The sequence below is a fragment of the Stenotrophomonas panacihumi genome (assembly GCF_001431645.1).
GTDB lineage: Bacteria > Pseudomonadota > Gammaproteobacteria > Xanthomonadales > Xanthomonadaceae > Stenotrophomonas_A > Stenotrophomonas_A panacihumi.
Window position 1 is genome coordinate 53,654 of record NZ_LLXU01000024.1, and the last position, 19,205, is coordinate 72,858.

Sequence of the window (19,205 nt, forward strand, 5' to 3'; positions counted from 1 at the left end):
CTCCTACCCTCATGGCTCTGACCCGAACTGCAGGGCGACGCCATGGCGCTCGAAGACGAAAAGCGCGGTACCCCGGACATCCTCCCCCGTCCGGACTTTCATTTCCGCGGTGAAGTAGGGCGCACCTACGCCGATTCGGACCCCGCGCAGTTCCCCCAGCCGGTGCAGGCGCCGGCCAAGGCGCCCAACGTGGTGCTGATCCTGCTCGATGACGTGGGCTTCGGCCAGTTCAGCACCTTCGGGGGTGGCGTGCCTTCACCCACGATGGATCGCCTCGCCGAGGAAGGCCTGCGCTACAACCATTTCCACACCACCGCGCTGTGCAGCCCCACGCGCGCGGCGCTGATCACCGGGCGCAACCACCATTCGGCCTCCTTTGCCGGCATCACCGAGCTGGCCACCGGCTACGACGGCTATAGCTGCGTGCTGCCGCGCAACTGCGGCACGGTGGGCGAGGTGCTGCGCCAGAACGGCTACATGACCGCGTGGATCGGCAAGAACCACAACACGCCGACCTGGGAGCTCAGCGCGGCTGGCCCCTACGATCGCTGGGCCAATGGCCTGGGCTTCGACTATTTCTACGGGTTCAATGCCGGCGACATGAACCACTGGAACCCGCTGCTGTTCGAGAACCGCGACCTCGTGCCGGCTTCGGACGATCCGGATTACCACCTCACCGAAGACCTCGCCGACAAGGCCATCGCCTGGGTGCGCAAGGTCAAGAGCATCGCGCCGGACCGTCCGTACTTCCTGTATGTCGCGCCGGGCGCCACGCATGCGCCGCACCAGGCGCCGCAGTCGTGGATCGACAAGTTCAAGGGTCAGTTCGACATGGGCTGGGACGCGTATCGCGAACAGACCCTGGAACGGCAGAAGAAGCTGGGCGTGGTGCCGCAAGGCACCGACCTTACCGAACGTTCGCCGGGCCTGCCGGCCTGGGAAGGGCTGGCCCCGGACCAGCAGCGGTTGTACGCGCGGATGATGGAAGTCTTCGCCGCTTACGGCGCGCAGGTCGATACCGCGATGGGGCGGGTGATCGACGCGGTGAAGGCGCTGCCTGATGCCGACAACACGATCATCGTCTATATCGCTGGCGACAACGGCTCCAGCGCCGAGGGCGGGCTGGAAGGGTCGCTCAACGAAAACCTGTTCTTCAATGGCTTCCCGGAAAAGTGGGAGGACAACTTCAAAGTCATCGACGAGCTGGGCGGGCCGAAGCACTTCAACCACTTCCCCTCGTCCTGGGCGCATGCGATGAACACGCCCTTCCAGTGGACCAAGCAGGTGGCCAGCCATTTCGGCGGCACCCGCAACCCGATGATCATCAGCTGGCCGGAGCGCATCAAGGACAAGGGCGCGCTTCGGGAGCAGTTCCTGCACGTGATCGACATCGTGCCGACGCTGTACGAAGCCTGCGGCATCACCGCGCCGCGCGAACTCAATGGCGTGCCGCAGAAAGACATCGAAGGGATCAGCTTCGCCTTCACCTTCGAGGACGGGAAGGCCGACAGCCGGCGGCGCACGCAGTACTTCGAACTGGCGTGCAACCGTGGGCTCTACCACGATGGCTGGATGGCCTCGGCGCCGTCGTTCGCGCCGTGGATTCCGACCCGGCCGGAGGACTGGTCGCCGGACAAGCAGGTGTGGGAGCTCTACAAGCTGGACGGTGATTTCTCGCAGGCGCACGACGTGGCCGCCGAGCACCCGGAGAAGCTGCGCGAGCTGCAGGACCTGTGGTGGGCCGAAGCCTCCAAGTACAGCGTGCTGCCGCTGGACTGGCGCGGCACGATCCGCATGAATGCCGAAGCGATGGGGCGGCCCAGCCTGGTGGGCAAGCGCACGCAGGTGACCTACCACGAGGGGATGCTCGCCCTGCCGGACGCGGCTTGCCTGCCGATGCTCAACAAGTCGTGGAAGATCACCGCCGACATCGAAGTGCCGGAGAAGGGCGAGGGCATGTTGATTACCCAGGGTGGTTCGGAAGGCGGTTACGGGCTGTACCTGCGCGAGGGCAAGCCCACGTTCGTCTACAACTTCCTCGGCGTGGAGCGGCCGACGTTCGCCGCGGAGGCCGCGATACCCAAGGGCCGTGCGAAGCTGGAAGTGGAGTTCGGCTACGACGGCGGCGGCATGGGCAAGGGCGGCACGGTGACGTTGCGCGTGGATGGCAAGCAGGTGGCGCAGGGAAGGCTGGAGCGCACGGTGCCGATCCAGTTTTCCATCGGCGAAGGCCTGGATATCGGCATGGATACCGGCTCGGCGGTGGATTGGACTTATCAGCTGCCGTTCCGCTTCAACGGGCGGATAGAGCAGGTGGACGTGGAGGTGTTTCCGGGGAAGTAGGTCCGGCGGCCGGGTGTGGGTTATGGTCCGAGTCCATTGGACAAGGATTGCCGGAATGCGACTTCTAAGCGCCTCTGGATTGCGCAGTGGGTGGTGCCTATTGTGGATGCTGTCCGCTGCCTCGCCGGCGGCGGCAGCCCCCTTGCTGCACCTCTACTGCGAAGGTGCGGGCGATCACCTGTATGTCTCCGAAGCGCCTGACGGCGCCGAGGAGAATGGCGGCCGTGCCGGGGTAGCATTGCTGCCGGTGGATGTGGGCAGGCTGGTGACTTACAGCCGCGAGGACGCAGCCGGAAATGCAGTCCGCAAGGGTTCACGCGTGGAGGAGCGGCAATGCGGCCGCCTGCGCGTGGAGATTCGGGGTGGCTATTTCAATGCGAATCCGCAGGGCGAGCTGGGGGCGGCGGACGATTTTGCCGTCGTCGACGTCTACGAGGATCGGCGGCATGTGTTCGGGCCGGTGGCCATCGGCGCGTGTTCGACCGAAGGCAGGCAGGCGGAGCAGGCCTGCCCTGAAGCTTGGGCTATTGCCATCAGTGTCATGCCTGCCCGTCGCCGCGCTCGGGGAGGTTGGTCGGTTTCACTAATGCATGCCTACGACGAGCGGCGCGTGGTGGAGTGAGCACGCTGTCTGGGAAAAACAAAAGGGCCAAGCCGCAAGGCCTGACCCTTCAGTTCAATCTGGTGCCGAAGGTGGGACTCGAACCCACACGCTTTTAAGGGCGGCGGATTTTGAGTCCGCTGCGTCTACCGATTCCGCCACTTCGGCGCGGCCGCGAAGTATAGCCGAGGCCCCGCCGGAAATGCAGCTGCCTTCTGTGTTGTCCCGCCCCGTGTCCCGGTAGGCCAAGGGACACAAGGCCGGCGCTATACTCGAGGCTCGCTTCAGGGAGAAGGCAATGTCGGCATTGCAGGGGCTGCGCGTGCTCGTGGTCGAGAACGACGAGATGAACGCCATGCTGCTGGAACTCCAGCTGGCCCAGGCCGGCGCCACCGTGGCCGGCCCGGCCGCCACCGTCGAGGCGGCGCTGCAGCAGGTGGAGGAGGAAGCCATGGATCTGGCGGTACTGGATTATCGATTGGGCGGCGGGCAGACCAGCGAAGCGGTCGCCGAACGCCTGAATACGCTCGGCGTGCCGTTCGTGGTCGCCACCGGCCAGGTCACCGGCGGGCTGCCGGCCGCCTTCGAGCGCGGCGTGCTGCTCACCAAGCCCTACCTGGCCGAGGACCTCGTGCGTTCGCTGCGCCAGGCGCAGGAGATCGCCGCGGGGCAATAACCCGCGCACACGGCGCTTTTTTGGCGTTATTGTGAGGTTGTTCCTGGGTTGCGACTGGGGAGCCGCATGGAGACGACAGCACCGGTCATGCCGACCGGAATCGCAGCAGGTGCCTGCCAGCAATGGTTGGCGCAATCGCCAAGGTTGGCCGCCGCGTGGGGAGAACCCGCGCAGTGGGAGCCTTCGCTGCGCAGCGCGCTGTCGCTGTGCCTGAACAGCCCGTCCCCCGCGCTGTTGCTGTGGGGACCTTCGCTCAACTGCATCTACAACGAAGCCGGCGCGGTGCTGCTCGGTTCGCTGCATCCGTCTGCGTTCGGCATGTCGCTGGCCGAACTCGACACGCCGCTGCAGGCCGAGCTCATCGCCGCGGTCGGCGGGGTCGAGCCGGCGCTGGTCGCGGGCCTGCCGGTGACGCCGCCGGCCGAGACGGCCGGTTCGTGGTCGTGCAGCCCCCTGTTCGATACCGCCGGCGTGGCCGGCGTGTTGTGCGTGCGCGAGCGCCCGGCGCGCACGCCGCACCTGGTGGCCGCGTTCGAGGAGTCGCCAGCGTTCCTGGCCGTGCTGCGCGGGCCCGACTACGTCATTGAAAGCGCCAACCAGCGCATGAAGCAGCTGCTGGGCGAACGCCAGATCATCGACCGCCCGCTGCACGCCGCCTTGCCCGAAGTGGTGGAGCAGGGGGTGATCAAGCTGCTGGACCAGGTGCGCCTGAGCGGCCAGCCGTTCCTCGGGCAGGCGGTGCGCCTGGTGCTGGAACGCCCGTTCGAGGTCGAGCCTTACGAGTCGGTGCTGGATTTCGTCTACCAGCCGATGCGCGACGACGCCGGGGCGGTGGATGCGATCCTCGTGCACGGCATCGACGTCACCCAGCAGCGCCGCGCCGAAGAACGCAACCGCTTCCTGCTCAGCCTCGAGGACGCGCTGATGGCGCTCTCCGAGCCGCAGCAGATCCTCGATACGAGCGTGCGCCTGCTGTGCCAGCACCTGCAGGCCAACCGCGCCGGCTACGGGCTGATCGACATGGACCGGCGCACGATGCGCGTGCTCAGCGACCATGTCGAAGGGCTGCCGAGCGTGCGGGGCGAGTTCGAGCTGTGCAATGTCGCCGAGGGTTTCCTCGATGCCTTGCTCGACAACCGCCCGTGGGTGGTGCGCGACACCGAGGACGTGCACGCGCCGCCTTACCTGAGCGAGGGCTACCGCAACCACGGCATCCGCGCCTCGCTGGCGGTGCCGCTGCACAAGAACGGCCAGCTGGTGGCGGCGATGGGCGTGCACCAGTCCACGCCGCGCTACTGGTCCGAGCATGAGATCGAGCTGGTGCGGCTGGTGGTGGCACGCTGCTGGGAGTCGATGCAGCGTGGCCGCGTGCAGCGCCAGCTGGCATCGAACGAAGCGCGGCTGCGCCGCCTGGCCGACACGCTGCCGCAGATCGTCTTCATCGCCGACACCCAGGGCATCGCGCGCTTCTTCAACAGCCGCTGGCACGAATACACCGGTTGCGACCCGAACGCCGACGCGCGCGAAGGCTGGGATACCGCGCATACCGACGGCGGCCTGCGCCTGGCCGGGCAGGCCTGGCGCCAGGCACTGGCCGACGGTGACGGTTTCGAGATCGAGTGCGAGCTGCGCCGCTACGACGGGCAGTACCGCTGGCACCTGGCGCGCGCTTTGCCGGTGCGCGAGGAGGATGGGCGCATCAGCCAGTGGATCGGCACCTATACCGACATCCACGACCGCCGTGGTTTCGAGGACCGCCTCACCGAGAGCGAGGCGCGCTTCCGCAAGCTGTGCGAGACGGTGCCGGCGATGATCTGGATGTCCGACGCGCAGGGCAACTGCGTGTACTGGAACCCGCGCTGGACCGAGTTCACCGGCCAGCCGCCCGAAGAAGCGATTCCGCGCGGCTGGTGGGAAGTGGTGCACCCGGACGACCTGGCCCGCGTGCGCCACGGCTTCCTGCAGGCGCTGGACGAGCGCCGCGCCTTCAATGCCGAATACCGCGTGCGCCGCCACGACGGCGAGTACCGCTGGTGCATGGACACGGCCACCGCGCATTTTGGCGTGGATGGCAGCTTCCTGGGCCACATCGGTTCGCTGATGGACATCTCCGAGCGCAAGCGCATCGAGGATGCCACCGCCTCGGAGCGCTCGATCCTGGGCCTGATCACCACCGGCGCGCCGCTGGCCATCGTGCTCGATTCCATCGCCCTGAGCGTGGAAGCGCGCGGCGAGCGGGCGGTGCGCTGTTCCATCCTGCTGGCCAACCCCGAGCAGACCCTGCTGCGCTGCGCCGCCGCGCCCAGCCTGCCGCTGGAATACGCGGTGCGCTTCGACGGCCTGGCCATCGCGCCGGAGGGCACGCCGTGCGGCCGCGCGGCGTTCTCCGCGCACCAGATCATCTGCGAGGACATCGGCGCGGACCTGAGCTGGGGCGAACACCGCACGCATGCGCTGGCGATGGGCATCGCCGCCTGCTACGTCACCCCGATCCTCGGCAGCAACGGCGTGGTGCTCGGCACCCTGGCCATGTACTACCGCACGCCGTACCAGCCGACCCTGCACGAGCAGGCGATGGCGCGTTCGGCCTCGCACCTGGCGGGCATCGTCATCGAGCGCAACCGCATCGACGCGCAGCTGAAAGCTTCGCTGCAGGCGGAGAAGGACGCGCGCAACGACGCCGAGACCGCCAGCCGCATCAAGGACGATTTCCTCGCCACGCTCAGCCATGAGCTGCGCACGCCGCTCAACGCGATCCTCGGCTGGTCGCGGCTGATGCAGACCGAATCCTTCGCCCCGGAGAACATCGGCAAGGGGCTGGTCATCATCGAGCGCAGCGCCCGTTCGCAGGCGCAGATCATCGACGACCTGCTGGACATGAGCGCGATCCTCTCGGGCAAGGTGCGCCTGCAGCCGGAGCATTTCGATATCGGCGGGCTGGCGCGCAGCACCATCGACCTGATGCGCCCCACCGCGGGAACCAAGCAGGTCGACCTGCGCGTGCGCGGGCTGGAGGAGGGCGCCACGCCGTTCTTCGGCGATGCCGGCCGCCTGCAGCAGGTGCTGGTGAACCTGCTGGGCAATGCGATCAAGTTCACCCCCGCCGGCGGACGCGTGGAGCTGGAGATGGCCGCCGCGCCGGACCACCTGCGCTTGTCGGTGCACGACACCGGCGTGGGCATCGCCCCGGATTTCCTGCCGCACGTGTTCGACCGCTTCCGCCAGGCCGATGCCAGCACGACACGCCGCGTCGGCGGGCTGGGGCTGGGCCTGTCGATCTCGCGCCAGCTGATCGACCTGCACGGCGGCTGGCTCGGGGCGACCAGCGCCGGGCACGGGCAGGGCGCCACGTTCACCCTGGTGCTGCCGTACCAGCACGGCGTCAGCGCGCCGCGAACGCAGGACCCGGCCAGCGGCAAGGTCGGGCCGCTGCCGCAGGCGATGGCCGGGCGGCTGGGCGGCGTGCACCTGTTGCTGGTCGACGACGACGACGATTCACGCGATGCCGCCGAGCATTTCCTGCGCCATGCCGGTGCGCAGGTGACCACGGCGGCCTCGGCCGACGCCGCCGAGCAGCTGATGCGCCAGCAGGTCTTCGATGCGCTGATCAGCGACATCGCCATGCCCGGGCGTGACGGTTACGACCTGATCCAGGCCGTGCGCGCCAGCAGCCAGGTGCGGCAGCCGCGCATCCCGGCCATCGCGCTCACCGCCTACGTGCGCGAGGAAGACCGCGAGCGGGCGATGATCGCCGGCTTCGACGGCCACATGGGCAAGCCGCTGGACCCGCTGGGGCTGGTCGAGTTGATCGAGGCGCTGGCGCGGCGCCGCGAGCAGCCGGCCGAGGACCGCGCCGCGACCGCCTAGCCGGCGCGGCGGTCCGCGGGAACCGACCGCCGCGCCGCGTGGTCATCCGTTGTGCCGAATTTCCCGCACAGGCCCGCCATGAAGCGTCCCGACGACAAGCGCAGCGAACTGGATGAAGACATCTGCGTCCACATCTTCGCCACCTCGGCGGCGATGCTCGGCGTGTGCATGACCGTGGTCGGCGTGCTCCACGTGGTGGTGGTGATGCGCAACATCGACACCCTGGCCGACGACCTGCTCAGCGTGAACGCGATGGTCTACCTCGGCGCCTGCCTGAGCGCCTACTGGGCGATGCGCACCAAGCGGAAGGGGCGAAACCGCAAGCTGGAACATATCGCCGATGCGCTGTTCCTGTTCGGCTTGCTGCTGAGCACGGTGGCCACGGGCATCATCACCTGGGCGATCGCGCGCATATGAGCGGAAGCGGTGCGGCATGATGTTCCGGTGACCTGGCAGCTTTGCCGGCTAAGCCGCTGATTCCACGGAAATGACCAGCGCTGCCATTGCCCATGCTGCACTGCCGCATGCCAAACGGCGGCGGCGCATGTTTAAGTCCCCGCACGAAAAGAAGGGCAAGTCCCGTACAGGCATTTGGATCGATTCAAATGCGGTGGGCGCGACCTTCCAGGGAGGATCGACAAGCGAATGCCACCGGCCGCCGTACCGCCGGGCTGAGCGTATTCCTCCCACTTCGTTTCCCTTCCACGACCGCCAGGCCCATCCATGCCCATTTCTCCCGGACTTCCTCCCCGCGCCGCGCAGCCCGTCGAGGCCGGTACCGTCAACCGTGGCGTCGCGCTGGCGGTGGTCACCTCGATCTTCTTCATGTGGGGTTTCCTCACCTGCCTCAACGACATCCTCATCCCGCACCTGAAGGGCGTATTCGAGCTCAACTACACCCGCGCGATGCTGGTGCAGTTCACCTTCTTCGGCGCGTACTTCCTGATGTCGCTGCCGGCGGGCCGGCTGGTCGCGCATCTGGGCTACAAGAAGGGCATCGTCGCCGGCCTGGCCATCGCCGGCGTCGGCGCGCTGGGCTTCTGGCCGGCCGCTTCGATGCGCGTGTATGAAGCCTTCCTCGCCGCGCTGTTCGTGCTGGCCAGCGGCATCACCGTGCTGCAGGTGGCCGCCAACCCGTACGTGGCACTGCTCGGGCCGGAGAGCACCAGCTCCAGCCGCCTGACCCTGGCGCAGGCGCTGAACTCGCTCGGCACCACGCTGGCGCCGTTCTTCGGCGGCCTGCTGATCCTCTCCAACACGGTGCTGAGCTCGGACCAGCTCGCCGCGCTCGCCCCGGCCGAACAGGCCGCCTACCGCGCGCAGGAAGCGCATTCGGTGCAGGGCCCGTACCTGCTGCTGGCGGTGGTGTTGTTCGTGCTGGCGGTGGTGGTGTACCTGTTCCGCCTGCCGGCGTTGGCCAGCACCACCGAGCAGGCCGACCACCAGAAGCACACGCTTGGCCAGGCGCTGCGCCATCGCCACGTGTTCTTCGGCGTGGGCGCGATCTTCTTCTATGTCGGCGCGGAAGTGGCGATCGGTTCGCTGATGGTCAACTACTTCTCGCTGCCGAAGATCGGCGGCATCACCGAGCAGCAGGCCGCGCACTACCTGGGCCTGTACTGGATGCTGGCGATGATCGGCCGGTTCGCCGGCTCCGTGCTGCTGGCCAAGCTGTCGCCGAACAAGCTGCTGGCCGCCTTCGCCGGCGTGAACATGCTGCTGCTGGCCACCAGCATGGGCACCAGCGGTGGGCTGGCGATGTACAGCCTGGTGTCGATCGGCCTGTTCAACTCGATCATGTTCCCGACCATCTTCGCGCTGAGCATCGAGCGCCTCGGGCCGCTGACCAACAAGGCGTCGAGCCTGCTGATCATGGCCATCGTCGGCGGCGCGCTGGTGCCGTTCCTGCAGGGCGCGCTGGCCGACCACATCGGCCTGCAGCCGTCCTTTGTGCTGCCGCTGCTGTGCTACGGCTACATCGTGTTCTTCGGGCTCTCGGGCAGCCGCCTGCCGGCGCAGGACAAGAATGCCTCCGTGGTCGAGGGCGCCTGAATCGTGTCGAAGATCGTGTGTTTCGGCGAGGCGCTGATCGACATGCTCGCCACGCCGCCGACGGATGCGCAGGCGCCGCGTGCGTTCCTGCAGTTCGCCGGCGGCGCGCCGGCGAACGTGGCGGTCGCCGCGGCACGGCTGGGCGCCGACAGCCACTTCGCCGGCATGCTGGGCAACGACATGTTCGGTGACTTCCTGCACGAGAGCTTCGTGCAGGCAGGCGTGGCGACGGACGCCATCGTGCGCACCGGCGCGGCCAGGACCGCGCTGGCGTTCGTCGCGCTGGATGCACGCGGCGAGCGCAGTTTCAGCTTCTATCGTCCGCCCGCGGCCGACCTGCTGTTCCGCGAGTCCGATTTCGTCGACGCCTGTTTCCAGGGCGGCGGTGCCTTCCATGTCTGTTCCAACAGCATGACCGAGCCGGCGATCGCCGAAGCCACGCGGGCCGGCATGCGCCGCGCGACGGCCGCCGGGGTGCTGGTGAGCCTGGACCTCAACCTGCGTCCGGCGCTCTGGCCGGCCGGCGTGGACCCGCTGCCGACCTTGTGGGAGGCGCTGGCCCTGGCCGAGCTGGTGAAGCTCTCGCGCGAAGAGCTCGATTACCTGGCTGCCCCGTTGGGCGGCGGCAGCGAAGGCGCGCGCGCGGTGCGCGAGCGCCTGTTCGCCGCGCGGACCCGCCTGCTGGTGGTCACCGATGGCGGTGGCCCGATGCGCTGGTATACCGCGGGCGACCACGGTGAGTTGTCCGGCTTCGAAGTGACGGTGCGCGATACCACCGCCGCCGGTGATGCTTTCGTTGCCGGGTTGCTCGTGCACATCGGCGAGCAGGGCGGGCATGGCGCGGGCTTTGCCGCGTTCGTGGAAGACCGCGCCGGCATCGAAGCGGCGATCCGGCATGGCGCGGCGGTGGGCGCGCTGGCCGTCACCCGGCATGGCGCGTTCGCCGCGATGCCCACCGCCGATGAAGTGCAGCGGCTGTTGCGTCATCCTGACGCGTTGGCTTGCTGAAGCATCCGGGGATTTCCTGCTGCCGGCGTTCGAGCGCGGCAACCACACGGCATGCTTCGGCATGCCGTCTTCGTTTTTGGCGCGCCATTCCATGTTGCGCGCTGCAGCATGGCATTCGCGTCGTTCTTGTCTACAGTAGGCCGGTCGCGCCGCGTGCCCTCATCGGGCGGCGGCGCGCCAATCACGAGCATGCAGCGCGTCCGCTGCTTTTTTTGGCCGGCAATATGGTAGCGCTACCATTCGCCTGCGGACGCGATGCGCTGGGGACCAGCGTTCGAGGAGGCGAGGGTGGTGCAGCGGGTATCGCACATGCAGGGCAGGGCGCGGCGTACGCGCCGCGACGCATTGCCCGTGCGCTCAGCCGATGGGCGGCGCGACCGATTCGCGCTTGACCAGTTCGTGCGCGAACACTTCGTCGGCGTTTCCCTCGCCATTGCGGATGCGCCGCAGCAGCAGGTCCACCGCGGCGTCGGCCATGGTGCCGATGGGCTGGCGGATGGTGCTCAGTTCCGGCCAGACGGTGGTGGCCGAGGTGCTGTCGTCGAAGCCGACTACCGACAGGTCGCGCGGTACGTCCAGGCCGCGCCGGTGCGCGACGGACACGACGGCCGCGGCCATGTCGTCGTTGCTGCCGAAGATCGCCGTCGGCGGCTGCTTGCGCGCGAGCAGTTTCTCGGCGGCCAGCAGGCCGGAGCGGTAGGTGTAATCGCCGTCCTGCACGAGGTGGCGATCCAGCGGCAGGCCGGCGGCCTGCAACGCGGCGCGGAAGCCTTCGAAGCGGCCCTCGCTGGCGGCCATGTCGCCACGGCCCTTGATGTAGCCGATGCGGCGATGTCCCTGCGCGATGAGGTGTTCGGTGATCTCGCGGGCGGCATGGAAGTCATCGATGCGCACGCAGGAAATGCGGTCCTTGAAGCGGTCCGAGGCGATGGCCACTACCGGCACCTTGGCGCGCACGAACTCCTGCACGGCGGCTTCCGAATCGCACAGCGGCGGAGGCAGGATCACGCCCGAGACACCCTTGGCCAGGCGCCGTGCGGCCTTGCGCTCGGCGTCGGCGTCGAAATCTTCCCAGTAGTGGATGACCAACTGCACGGCGGTATGCGAAGCGGCGTGCAGCACGCCGACCAGCAGGTCGCGCAGGTAGGCGCCGGAAGGGCTGGTGTAAACCAGCGCCAGGCGCGTGTTCTGCGCCGCGGCCAGCGCACTGGCGGCCAGGTTGGGCGTGTAGCCGAGCTTGTCGACCGCGCGCATCACGCGCTCGCGGGTGTCTTCGCGCACGTTGCTCTTGCCGTTGACGACGCGCGAAACGGTCATCGGCGAGACCTTCGCCAGGGCGGCCACGTCGTCGATGGTCGTGGCCTGTCCCTTGCGGCGGATCGATCTGGTGTCCTTGCTCAAGCCTCGCCCCTTCGGCGTCGCATGGTTCAAGGGCATGGTAGCGATAACCGCGTCGGGCGGCGACGGGGGCAACAGTGCTTTCCAGCAACAGGAGTGTCTTGATGCCCGGTTCCCCGATGCCCGCGATGACGCGCTGGCTGTCCTGCGCGTTCGCGCTTGTCCTGGGCCTGCTGGCCAGCACCCCCGCGCTCGCCGAGGACGGCTACGACCTGTGGCTGCGCTACCTCCCGCTGCCGGCGGCGCAGGCGCAGCCCGCGCTGGCGCAACTAGGCACCGTCAGCATCCCTCGGCAGAACGAGGTGCAGCGTGCGGCCCGCGACGAGCTGATGCGCGGGCTTTCCGGCCTGCTGGGTCAGGCGCCGCGCGAGGCCACGGCCGCCGATGCGGCGCTGCTGGTCGTCGGCACGCCCGCCTCCTCGCCGCTGGTCGCGCAACTTCGCCTGCCGCTGAAGGGGTTGGGTGCGGAGGGTTACCTCATCCGCCGGGTCGAGCACGAAGGCCACCTGCTGACCGTGGTCGCCGCGCCCGGTGATGTCGGTACCTTGTACGGCGTCTTCCACCTGCTGCGGCTGTTGCAGACCGGGCAGGACGTGGCGTCGGTCGACGTGCGCGAGCAGCCCCGGCTCAAGCTGCGCATGCTCGATCACTGGGACAACCTGGACCGCAGCGTCGAACGTGGCTATGCCGGCGAATCGATCTGGGATTGGCACAAGCTCCCGGGCTGGCTGGACCCGCGCTACACCGATTACGCCCGCGCCAACGCCTCGCTGGGGCTCAACGGCACGGTGCTCAACAACGTCAACGCCAGCGCGCAGAGCCTGACGCCGGCGTATCTGGAGAAGGCTGCCGCCTTGGCTGGCGTCATGCGGCCGTGGGGCATCCGCGTGTACCTGAGCGCCCGCTTCAGCGCGCCGATCGAGATCGGCGGCCTGAAGACCGCCGACCCGCTCGACCCGCAGGTGCGCCGCTGGTGGGCCGACAAGGCCGACGAAATCTACCGGCTGATCCCGGACTTCGGCGGCTTCGTGGTCAAGGCCAATTCGGAAGGACAGCCCGGCCCGCAGGACTACGGCCGCAGCCATGCCGACGGTGCCAACATGCTGGCCGACGCCCTGCAGCCGCACGGGGGCGTGGTGATGTGGCGCGCGTTCGTCTACTCGCACGAGCAGCCGGACGACCGCGCCAAGCAGGCCTACAGCGAGTTCGTGCCGCTGGACGGCAAGTTCCGCGACAACGTGCTGCTGCAGGTCAAGAACGGCGCCATCGACTTCCAGCCCCGCGAGCCGTTCCATCCGCTGTTCGGCGCGATGCCGAAGACGCCGCTGATGATGGAGTTCCAGATCACCAAGGAGTACCTGGGCTTCGCCACGCACCTGGTGTACCTGGGCGCGCTGTACGAGGAGACGCTGCAGTCCGATACGTATCGCCCGACGAAGGGCCACACGGTGGCGCAGGTGATCGAAGGGCAGGGCCATGCGCTCAGCGGCATGGCGGGCGTGGCCAATATCGGCAGCGACCGCAACTGGTCCGGCTCGATCTTCGACCAGGCCAACTGGTACGCGTTTGGCCGGCTGGCGTGGAATCCGCAACAGTCCGCGCGTGCCATCGCCGAAGACTGGGTACGCATGACCTTCAGTCAGGATCCCGCGTTCGTGCAGCCCGTCGTGCGGATGATGATGGACTCGCGCGAAGCCGTGGTCGATTACATGACCCCGCTCGGGCTGCACCACCTGATGGGACGCGGCCACCACTACGGCCCCGCGCCCTGGGATGCGGGCAGCGAACGCCCGGACTGGGACCCGGTGTACTACCACCGCGCGGACCACCTGGGCATCGGCTTCGAGCGCGGCAGCGCCGGCAGCAACGCGGTAGCGCAGTACGCGCCGGCCCTGGCGAAACAGTTCGACGACCTTTCCCGCGTGCCCGAGCGCGACCTGCTGTGGTTCCACCACGTCCCGTGGGACCACCGCATGGCGTCGGGCCGCACGCTGTGGGACGAGATGGTGTGGCACTACGCGCGCGGCGTGGACGAGGTCGCGTCGATGCGCGGCACCTGGGCGGGGCTGTCGGCTTACGTCGATGCGCCGCGCTACCAGCAGGTCGCCAGCTTCCTGGCCATCCAGCAGCAGGAGGCGCAGTGGTGGCGCGATGCCAGCATCGCCTACTGGCAGTCGATCAACGGCCTGCCGTTGCCGGCCGGGCAGGCCGCGCCGCCGCATCCGCTGTCGTACTACCAGTCGCTGAAATTCCCTTATGCCCCTGGCCATCACTGAGCGTGGAATGCTTATGAAGCCGATGTCCCGTGTATTGATGTCGTTGGCGCTGCTGCCGTTGCCGCTGATGGCCGCCCCGTTGCAGTTCGACAGCCTGTTCGGCGAGCACGCCGTGTTGCAGCGCGACCAGCCGCTGCAGGTGCGTGGCCAGGGCACGCCGGGTGCCCAGGTCGACGTGCAGCTCGGCGCGCAGCACGCCATTGCGAAGGTGCGCGGTGATGGTCGCTGGGTCGCCACCTTGCCCGCGCAATCGGCCGGTGGGCCCTTCGTGCTGTCGGCGCGGTCGGGCGGGGAGGGCGTGCAGGCGCGGGACATCCTGCTGGGCGACGTGTGGCTGTGTTCGGGCCAATCGAACATGGAGCTGCAAGTGCACCGCACGCTCGATTCGCGTTCCGAACTGCTCAATGCGCGGCATGACGACATCCGCGTGCTCACCGTCAAGCAGGAATCCAGCCCGGTGCCGCGCGCATCGTTCGCCACCGCGCCGCAGTGGCAACGTGCCGATACCGACAGCGTGCGCGACTTCTCCGCCGCCTGTTACTACTTCGCCCGCGAGCTGCAGCAGACGGTGAACGTGCCGATGGGGCTCATCAACGCTTCTTGGGGTGGCTCGCGCATCCAGGCATGGCTGGGTGCGGGCGTGCTCGGAAAGGCCGGCCTGTATGCCGACGAAGAAGCGGTGCTGGCGCGCTATGCGAAGGATCCCGCGCAGGCCGCTGCGCAGTGGGGCCGGATCTGGCAGGACTGGTGGCGCCAGCAGCCGGGCATTGCAGCGCAGGATGCACCGTGGGATCCGAAGCTGCCGGCGCAGGGCGAATGGGCAGCCGCACCGGCCGCGCTCGGCGCATGGGAACACTGGGGTGTGCCGGAACTGGCGGCGTTCGATGGGCTGGTGTGGTTCCGCGCGGAGGTCGAGCTCACCGCCGAACAGGCGAAGCAGGCCCGCACGCTGGCGATCGGCAGCGCCGACGAAATCGACATGACCTGGGCGAATGGTCGCGCCGTCGGCAGCAGCAACGGCGGCGAGCCGCGCCAGTACGCATTGCCGCCGGGCACGCTGCAGGCTGGCCGCAACCTCGTTACCGTGGCGGTGCTCGATACCTACCGCGACGGCGGCCTGATCGGCCCGGCCGACGCGCAGGCCATCCTCCTGGCCGACGGCAGCCGCGTGCCGCTGGGCCGCTGGCAGTACCGCGCGATGCCGCGTGCGTTCGCCTCGCCGCCGCGCGCGCCGTGGCAGTCGGCGACGGGGCTTTCCACGCTCTACAACGGCATGATCGCGCCGCTGGGCGATTTCGGCCTGCGCGGGGCGCTCTGGTACCAGGGCGAATCCAATACGTTCGAACCGGAGCTCTATGGCCGGCTATTGCGGCTGTACCGCCAGGACCTGCGTCGTCAGTTTGGTGCGCAGCTGCCGCTGCTGATCGTGCAGCTGGCCGGCTACGGTGCGCCCTCCACGCAACCGGCCGAGAGCGGCTCGGCGGCGTTGCGCGACCAGCAGCGTCGTGTGGCCGCCGAAGACCCGCGCTCGGGTCTGGCGGTGGCGGTGGATATCGGCGAGCGCACGGATATCCATCCGGCGAACAAGCAGGAACTCGGTCGGCGCCTGGCGCGCGCGGCGCGGCATGTCGTGTATGGCGAGGCGCTCGCGCCCTCTGGCCCGGTGGCGGTGTCGGCCACGCGCGAAGGCGCGGCGGTGGTGCTGGGTTTCGACCAGATCGAGAACGGGCTGGTCGCCTACAGCGCGGCCCGACCGATCGGCTTCGAGCTCTGCGGCGCGGCCGCGGGCAGCTGCCGCTACGCCGACGCACGCATCGATGGCGCGCGCGTGGTGCTCGATGTCCCCGACGGCTTCGCGTCGGCCCGCGTGCGCTACTGCTGGGCCGATAGCCCCGTCTGCACGCTGTACGACGGCAATGGCCTGCCGGCCGGGCCGTTCGAGATCCCGGTGCATTGATTCCCCCCTTTCACGGAACTTCGCAGATGAGCCTGTCCACTGAAAACACCGCGCCCGTGCAGGGCAGCCACCGCGACCGCGAGATCGTCGAGGCCAAGGTGATCGTCACCAGCCCCGGCCGCAATTTCGTCACGCTGAAGATCGTCACCCGCAGTGGCGTGGTCGGCTGGGGCGATGCCACGCTCAACGGCCGCGAGCTGGCCGTGGCGGCCTACCTGCAGGAACACGTGGTGCCGAACCTGATCGGCCGCGACGCCGGCCGCATCGAGGACACCTGGCAGTTCTTCTATCGCGGGGCGTACTGGCGGCGCGGGCCGGTGACGATGAGCGCGATCGCCGCGGTCGACGTGGCGCTGTGGGACATCCTCGGCAAGATGGCCGGCCTGCCGCTGTACCAACTGCTGGGCGGCCGCTCGCGCGAAGGCGCGCTGGTGTATGCGCATGCCAATGGCCGCGATATCGCCGAAGCCAGCGATGAAGTCGGCAAGTATCGCGAGTTGGGCTTCCTGGCGATCCGTGCGCAGTGCGGCGTGCCTGGCGTGAAGAAGGCCTACGGCATCTCCACCGCCGGCAAGCCCTATGAGCCGGCGGAGAGTGAGTTGCCCGCCGAGACCGTGTGGTCCACGCCGCGCTACCTGGATATCGCGCCGCGCCTGTTCGAGCAGCTGCGCGCCGACCACGGCGACGAGATCGAGCTGCTGCACGACGTGCACCACCGCCTCACGCCGATCGAAGCGGCGCGCCTGGCCCGCAGCCTCGAACCCTACCGGCTGTTCTGGATGGAGGACGCCACGCCGGCGGAGAACCAGCAGTCGTTCGCGCTGATCCGCCAGCATTCGGTGACGCCGCTGGCGGTGGGCGAGGTGTTCAATTCGATCTGGGACTGCAAACAGCTGATCGAGCAGCAGCTCATCGATTACATCCGCACCACGATCGTCCATGCCGGCGGCATCACGCACGTGCGCCGCCTCGCCGATTTCGCCGCGTTGCACCAGGTGCGCACGGGCTTCCATGGCGCCACCGACCTCTCGCCGGTGTGCATGGGCGCGGCGCTGCACTTCGACACCTGGGTGCCCAACTTCGGCATCCAGGAGTACATGTTCCATAGCGAGCAAATGCTGGAAGTGTTCCCGCGCGATTACGAATTCCGCGCTGGCCGGCTGCACGTGGGCGACAGCCCGGGCCATGGCGTGTCGATGGACGAGAAGCTTGCCGCGCGCTATCCGTACGTGCCGCGCCAGCTGCCGGTCGCGCGGCTGGAAGACGGCGCGATGTGGGACTGGTGAGCACCGTGCGCGCCCGGTGGTTGCGTGGGATCGTTGCCGGCTGGCTGGCGTGGGCCATCGTGCCCGCGCAGGCGGCGGCGCCGGTGATCTTCGACGATTTCTCCTATCGCGGCGAGGATGCGGCGTTCGCCACGCCGCTCGCCAAGGGGCAGTACCGCAACCCGGTGCTGGCCGGCTTCTACCCGGATCCGGCGGTGACGCGCGTGGGTGACCGCTACTACCTGGTCAATTCCACGTTCGCGTATTTCCCCGGCATCCCGGTATTCGAAAGCGAGGACCTGGTGCACTGGCGCTTGCTGGGCCATGCCATCGACCGGCCCGGCCAGCTGGATTTCTCCGGCCTGGGCACCTCGCGCGGCGTGTTCGCGCCGAGCATCGCGCATCACGGCGATACCTTCTACATCTTCAATACCGCGGTGGACAACGGCGGCAACTACTACGTCACCGCGAAGGATCCCGCCGGCCCATGGTCGGACCCGGTGTGGCTGAAGGAGGTGGACGGTATCGACCCGTCGCTGTTCATCGACGACAACGGGAAGGCCTACCTGCTCAACAACGGGCCGCCGCAGGGCACGCCGCGCTATGAAGGGCATCGCGCGATCTGGCTGCAGGCCTTCGACCTGAAGACCGGCCAGCCGTTCGGCCCGCGCAAGGTGCTGCTCGATGGCGGCGTGGCGCCGGAAAAGAACCCGATCTGGATCGAAGGCCCGCACCTGTATCACCGTCAGGGCTGGTACTACCTGTCCTGTGCCGAAGGCGGTACCGGCCCGCAGCATTCGCAGGTAGTGCTGCGCGCGCGTTCGCCCTGGGGCCCATTCGAACCGTATGCGCGCAATCCGATCCTGACCCAGCGCGACCTGCCCGCCGATCGCGCGCATCCCATCGCCAATGCCGGCCATGCCGACCTGGTGGAAGGCCGCGACGGCCACTGGTGGGCGATCTTCCTGGCCAGTCGCATCTATGGCGACGGCCATTACCAGACCGGCCGCGAAACCTTCCTGTTGCCGGTGGAATGGCGCGAGGGCTGGCCGGTGATCCTCGATACGGGCAAGGCGATCCCGCAGGTGGCCGATGCACCCTCGTGGATGAAGACGACGCAGGATCAGGCGCCGCACAGCGGCAACTTCGACTGGCGGGATGATTTCGCCGCGCCTGCACTGAAGACCGAATGGCTGAGCCTGCGCGCGCCGCCGACCTGGGCGGACCTGCGCGCGACGCCCGGCAAGCTCTCGCTGGTGCCGCAAACCGACGGCCTGGAGGGGCATGGCCACCCGGCGTTTCTCGGACGACGGCAGCAGCACCTGAAATTCGACACCACGCTCGACGTGCAGCTACCGACCACCCCGGGCGTCACCGCGGGCATGGCGATGTATCAGGACGAGAAGCACTGGTACGTGCTCGGCGTGCAGCGCACGGGACAGGGCGGCGTGGTGTTCGTCCAGCGCCACGTGGGTGCCGGGACAGAGATCGTCGCGCGCGCACGTGTTCCCGATGGCCACACGCTGCGCCTGCGCATCCAGGCAGATGCGGGGCGCGGCGATTTCGCCTTCGATGCCGGCGCCGGCTGGCAGCCGCTGCGCGAGGCCGAAGACATCCATGTACTGAGCACCGATCTGGCCGGCGGTTTCGTCGGCGTCATGATCGGGCCTTATGCCAGGGCCGAAGCGGCCCCTTTCCAGGAGGACTGACATGCCATTGCTGTCCCGACACGGCCGCAAGGCCATCGCACTGGCCATCGCCC

12 protein-coding genes and 1 tRNA gene are annotated in these 19,205 nt (G+C 68.4%); 11 read left to right on the forward strand and 2 right to left on the reverse strand.

Annotated elements, in window-relative coordinates; all coding sequences use genetic code 11:
• Positions 1-42 precede the first annotated feature (42 nt).
• Positions 43-2,343, forward strand: a complete 2,301-nt coding sequence (locus tag ARC20_RS01270; protein WP_057643140.1) for an arylsulfatase — start codon at positions 43-45, stop codon at positions 2,341-2,343.
• A 106-nt stretch (positions 2,344-2,449) separates the two neighbouring features.
• Entirely contained in the window at positions 2,450-2,965 is a 516-nt protein-coding gene (locus ARC20_RS01275) for a hypothetical protein (RefSeq protein WP_057643143.1), read from the forward strand.
• A 60-nt stretch (positions 2,966-3,025) separates the two neighbouring features.
• Here ARC20_RS01275 and ARC20_RS01280 read toward each other — a convergent pair.
• A tRNA-Leu gene (locus ARC20_RS01280) sits at positions 3,026-3,112 on the reverse strand.
• Between the two features lie 130 nt (positions 3,113-3,242).
• On the opposite strand from ARC20_RS01280, the gene ARC20_RS01285 reads away from it, so the two are divergent.
• The 5 genes from ARC20_RS01285 (at position 3,243) to ARC20_RS01305 (ending at position 10,547) form a co-directional block, all read left to right on the forward strand.
• Positions 3,243-3,620 (forward strand): response regulator, encoded by a 378-nt coding sequence (locus ARC20_RS01285; protein WP_057643146.1) that lies wholly within the window; start codon positions 3,243-3,245, stop codon positions 3,618-3,620.
• An 87-nt stretch (positions 3,621-3,707) separates the two neighbouring features.
• Positions 3,708-7,487: a PAS domain S-box protein gene (locus tag ARC20_RS01290; protein WP_081417967.1), complete on the forward strand. Its 3,780-nt coding sequence runs from the start codon at positions 3,708-3,710 to the stop codon at positions 7,485-7,487.
• A gap of 78 nt (positions 7,488-7,565) precedes the next feature.
• Positions 7,566-7,904 (forward strand): hypothetical protein, encoded by a 339-nt coding sequence (locus tag ARC20_RS01295; protein WP_057643150.1) that lies wholly within the window; start codon positions 7,566-7,568, stop codon positions 7,902-7,904.
• Between the two features lie 306 nt (positions 7,905-8,210).
• A complete protein-coding gene (fucP, locus tag ARC20_RS01300; protein ID WP_057643153.1) occupies positions 8,211-9,539 on the forward strand; it encodes an L-fucose:H+ symporter permease in 1,329 nt (442 codons plus the stop codon).
• 3 nt (positions 9,540-9,542) lie between these two features.
• Positions 9,543-10,547 (forward strand): carbohydrate kinase family protein, encoded by a 1,005-nt coding sequence (locus tag ARC20_RS01305; RefSeq protein ID WP_081417968.1) that lies wholly within the window; start codon positions 9,543-9,545, stop codon positions 10,545-10,547.
• 357 nt (positions 10,548-10,904) lie between these two features.
• On the opposite strand, the gene ARC20_RS01310 is transcribed toward ARC20_RS01305, so the two are convergent.
• Entirely contained in the window at positions 10,905-11,948 is a 1,044-nt protein-coding gene (locus ARC20_RS01310; RefSeq protein WP_057643156.1) for a LacI family DNA-binding transcriptional regulator, read from the reverse strand.
• Positions 11,949-12,049: 101 nt separating this feature from the next.
• Here ARC20_RS01310 and ARC20_RS01315 point away from each other — a divergent pair, with 101 nt between their 5' ends.
• Genes ARC20_RS01315 through ARC20_RS01330 form a run of 4 tightly spaced genes read left to right on the forward strand, consistent with a single transcriptional unit; the run spans position 12,050 to position 19,152 of the window.
• On the forward strand, positions 12,050-14,221 hold the full coding sequence (locus ARC20_RS01315; RefSeq protein ID WP_081417969.1) for an alpha-glucuronidase family glycosyl hydrolase: 2,172 nt from the start codon (positions 12,050-12,052) through the stop codon (positions 14,219-14,221).
• Positions 14,222-14,234: 13 nt separating this feature from the next.
• A complete protein-coding gene (locus ARC20_RS01320) occupies positions 14,235-16,178 on the forward strand; it encodes a sialate O-acetylesterase (RefSeq protein WP_108143324.1) in 1,944 nt (647 codons plus the stop codon).
• A gap of 26 nt (positions 16,179-16,204) precedes the next feature.
• Positions 16,205-17,464 carry a D-mannonate dehydratase ManD gene (manD, locus tag ARC20_RS01325; protein ID WP_057643165.1) on the forward strand — a complete coding sequence of 420 codons (1,260 nt, stop codon included), beginning with the start codon at positions 16,205-16,207 and terminating at the stop codon, positions 17,462-17,464.
• A 5-nt stretch (positions 17,465-17,469) separates the two neighbouring features.
• Positions 17,470-19,152 carry a glycoside hydrolase family 43 protein gene (locus tag ARC20_RS01330; protein ID WP_057643204.1) on the forward strand — a complete coding sequence of 561 codons (1,683 nt, stop codon included), beginning with the start codon at positions 17,470-17,472 and terminating at the stop codon, positions 19,150-19,152.
• Positions 19,153-19,205: the final 53 nt, after the last annotated feature.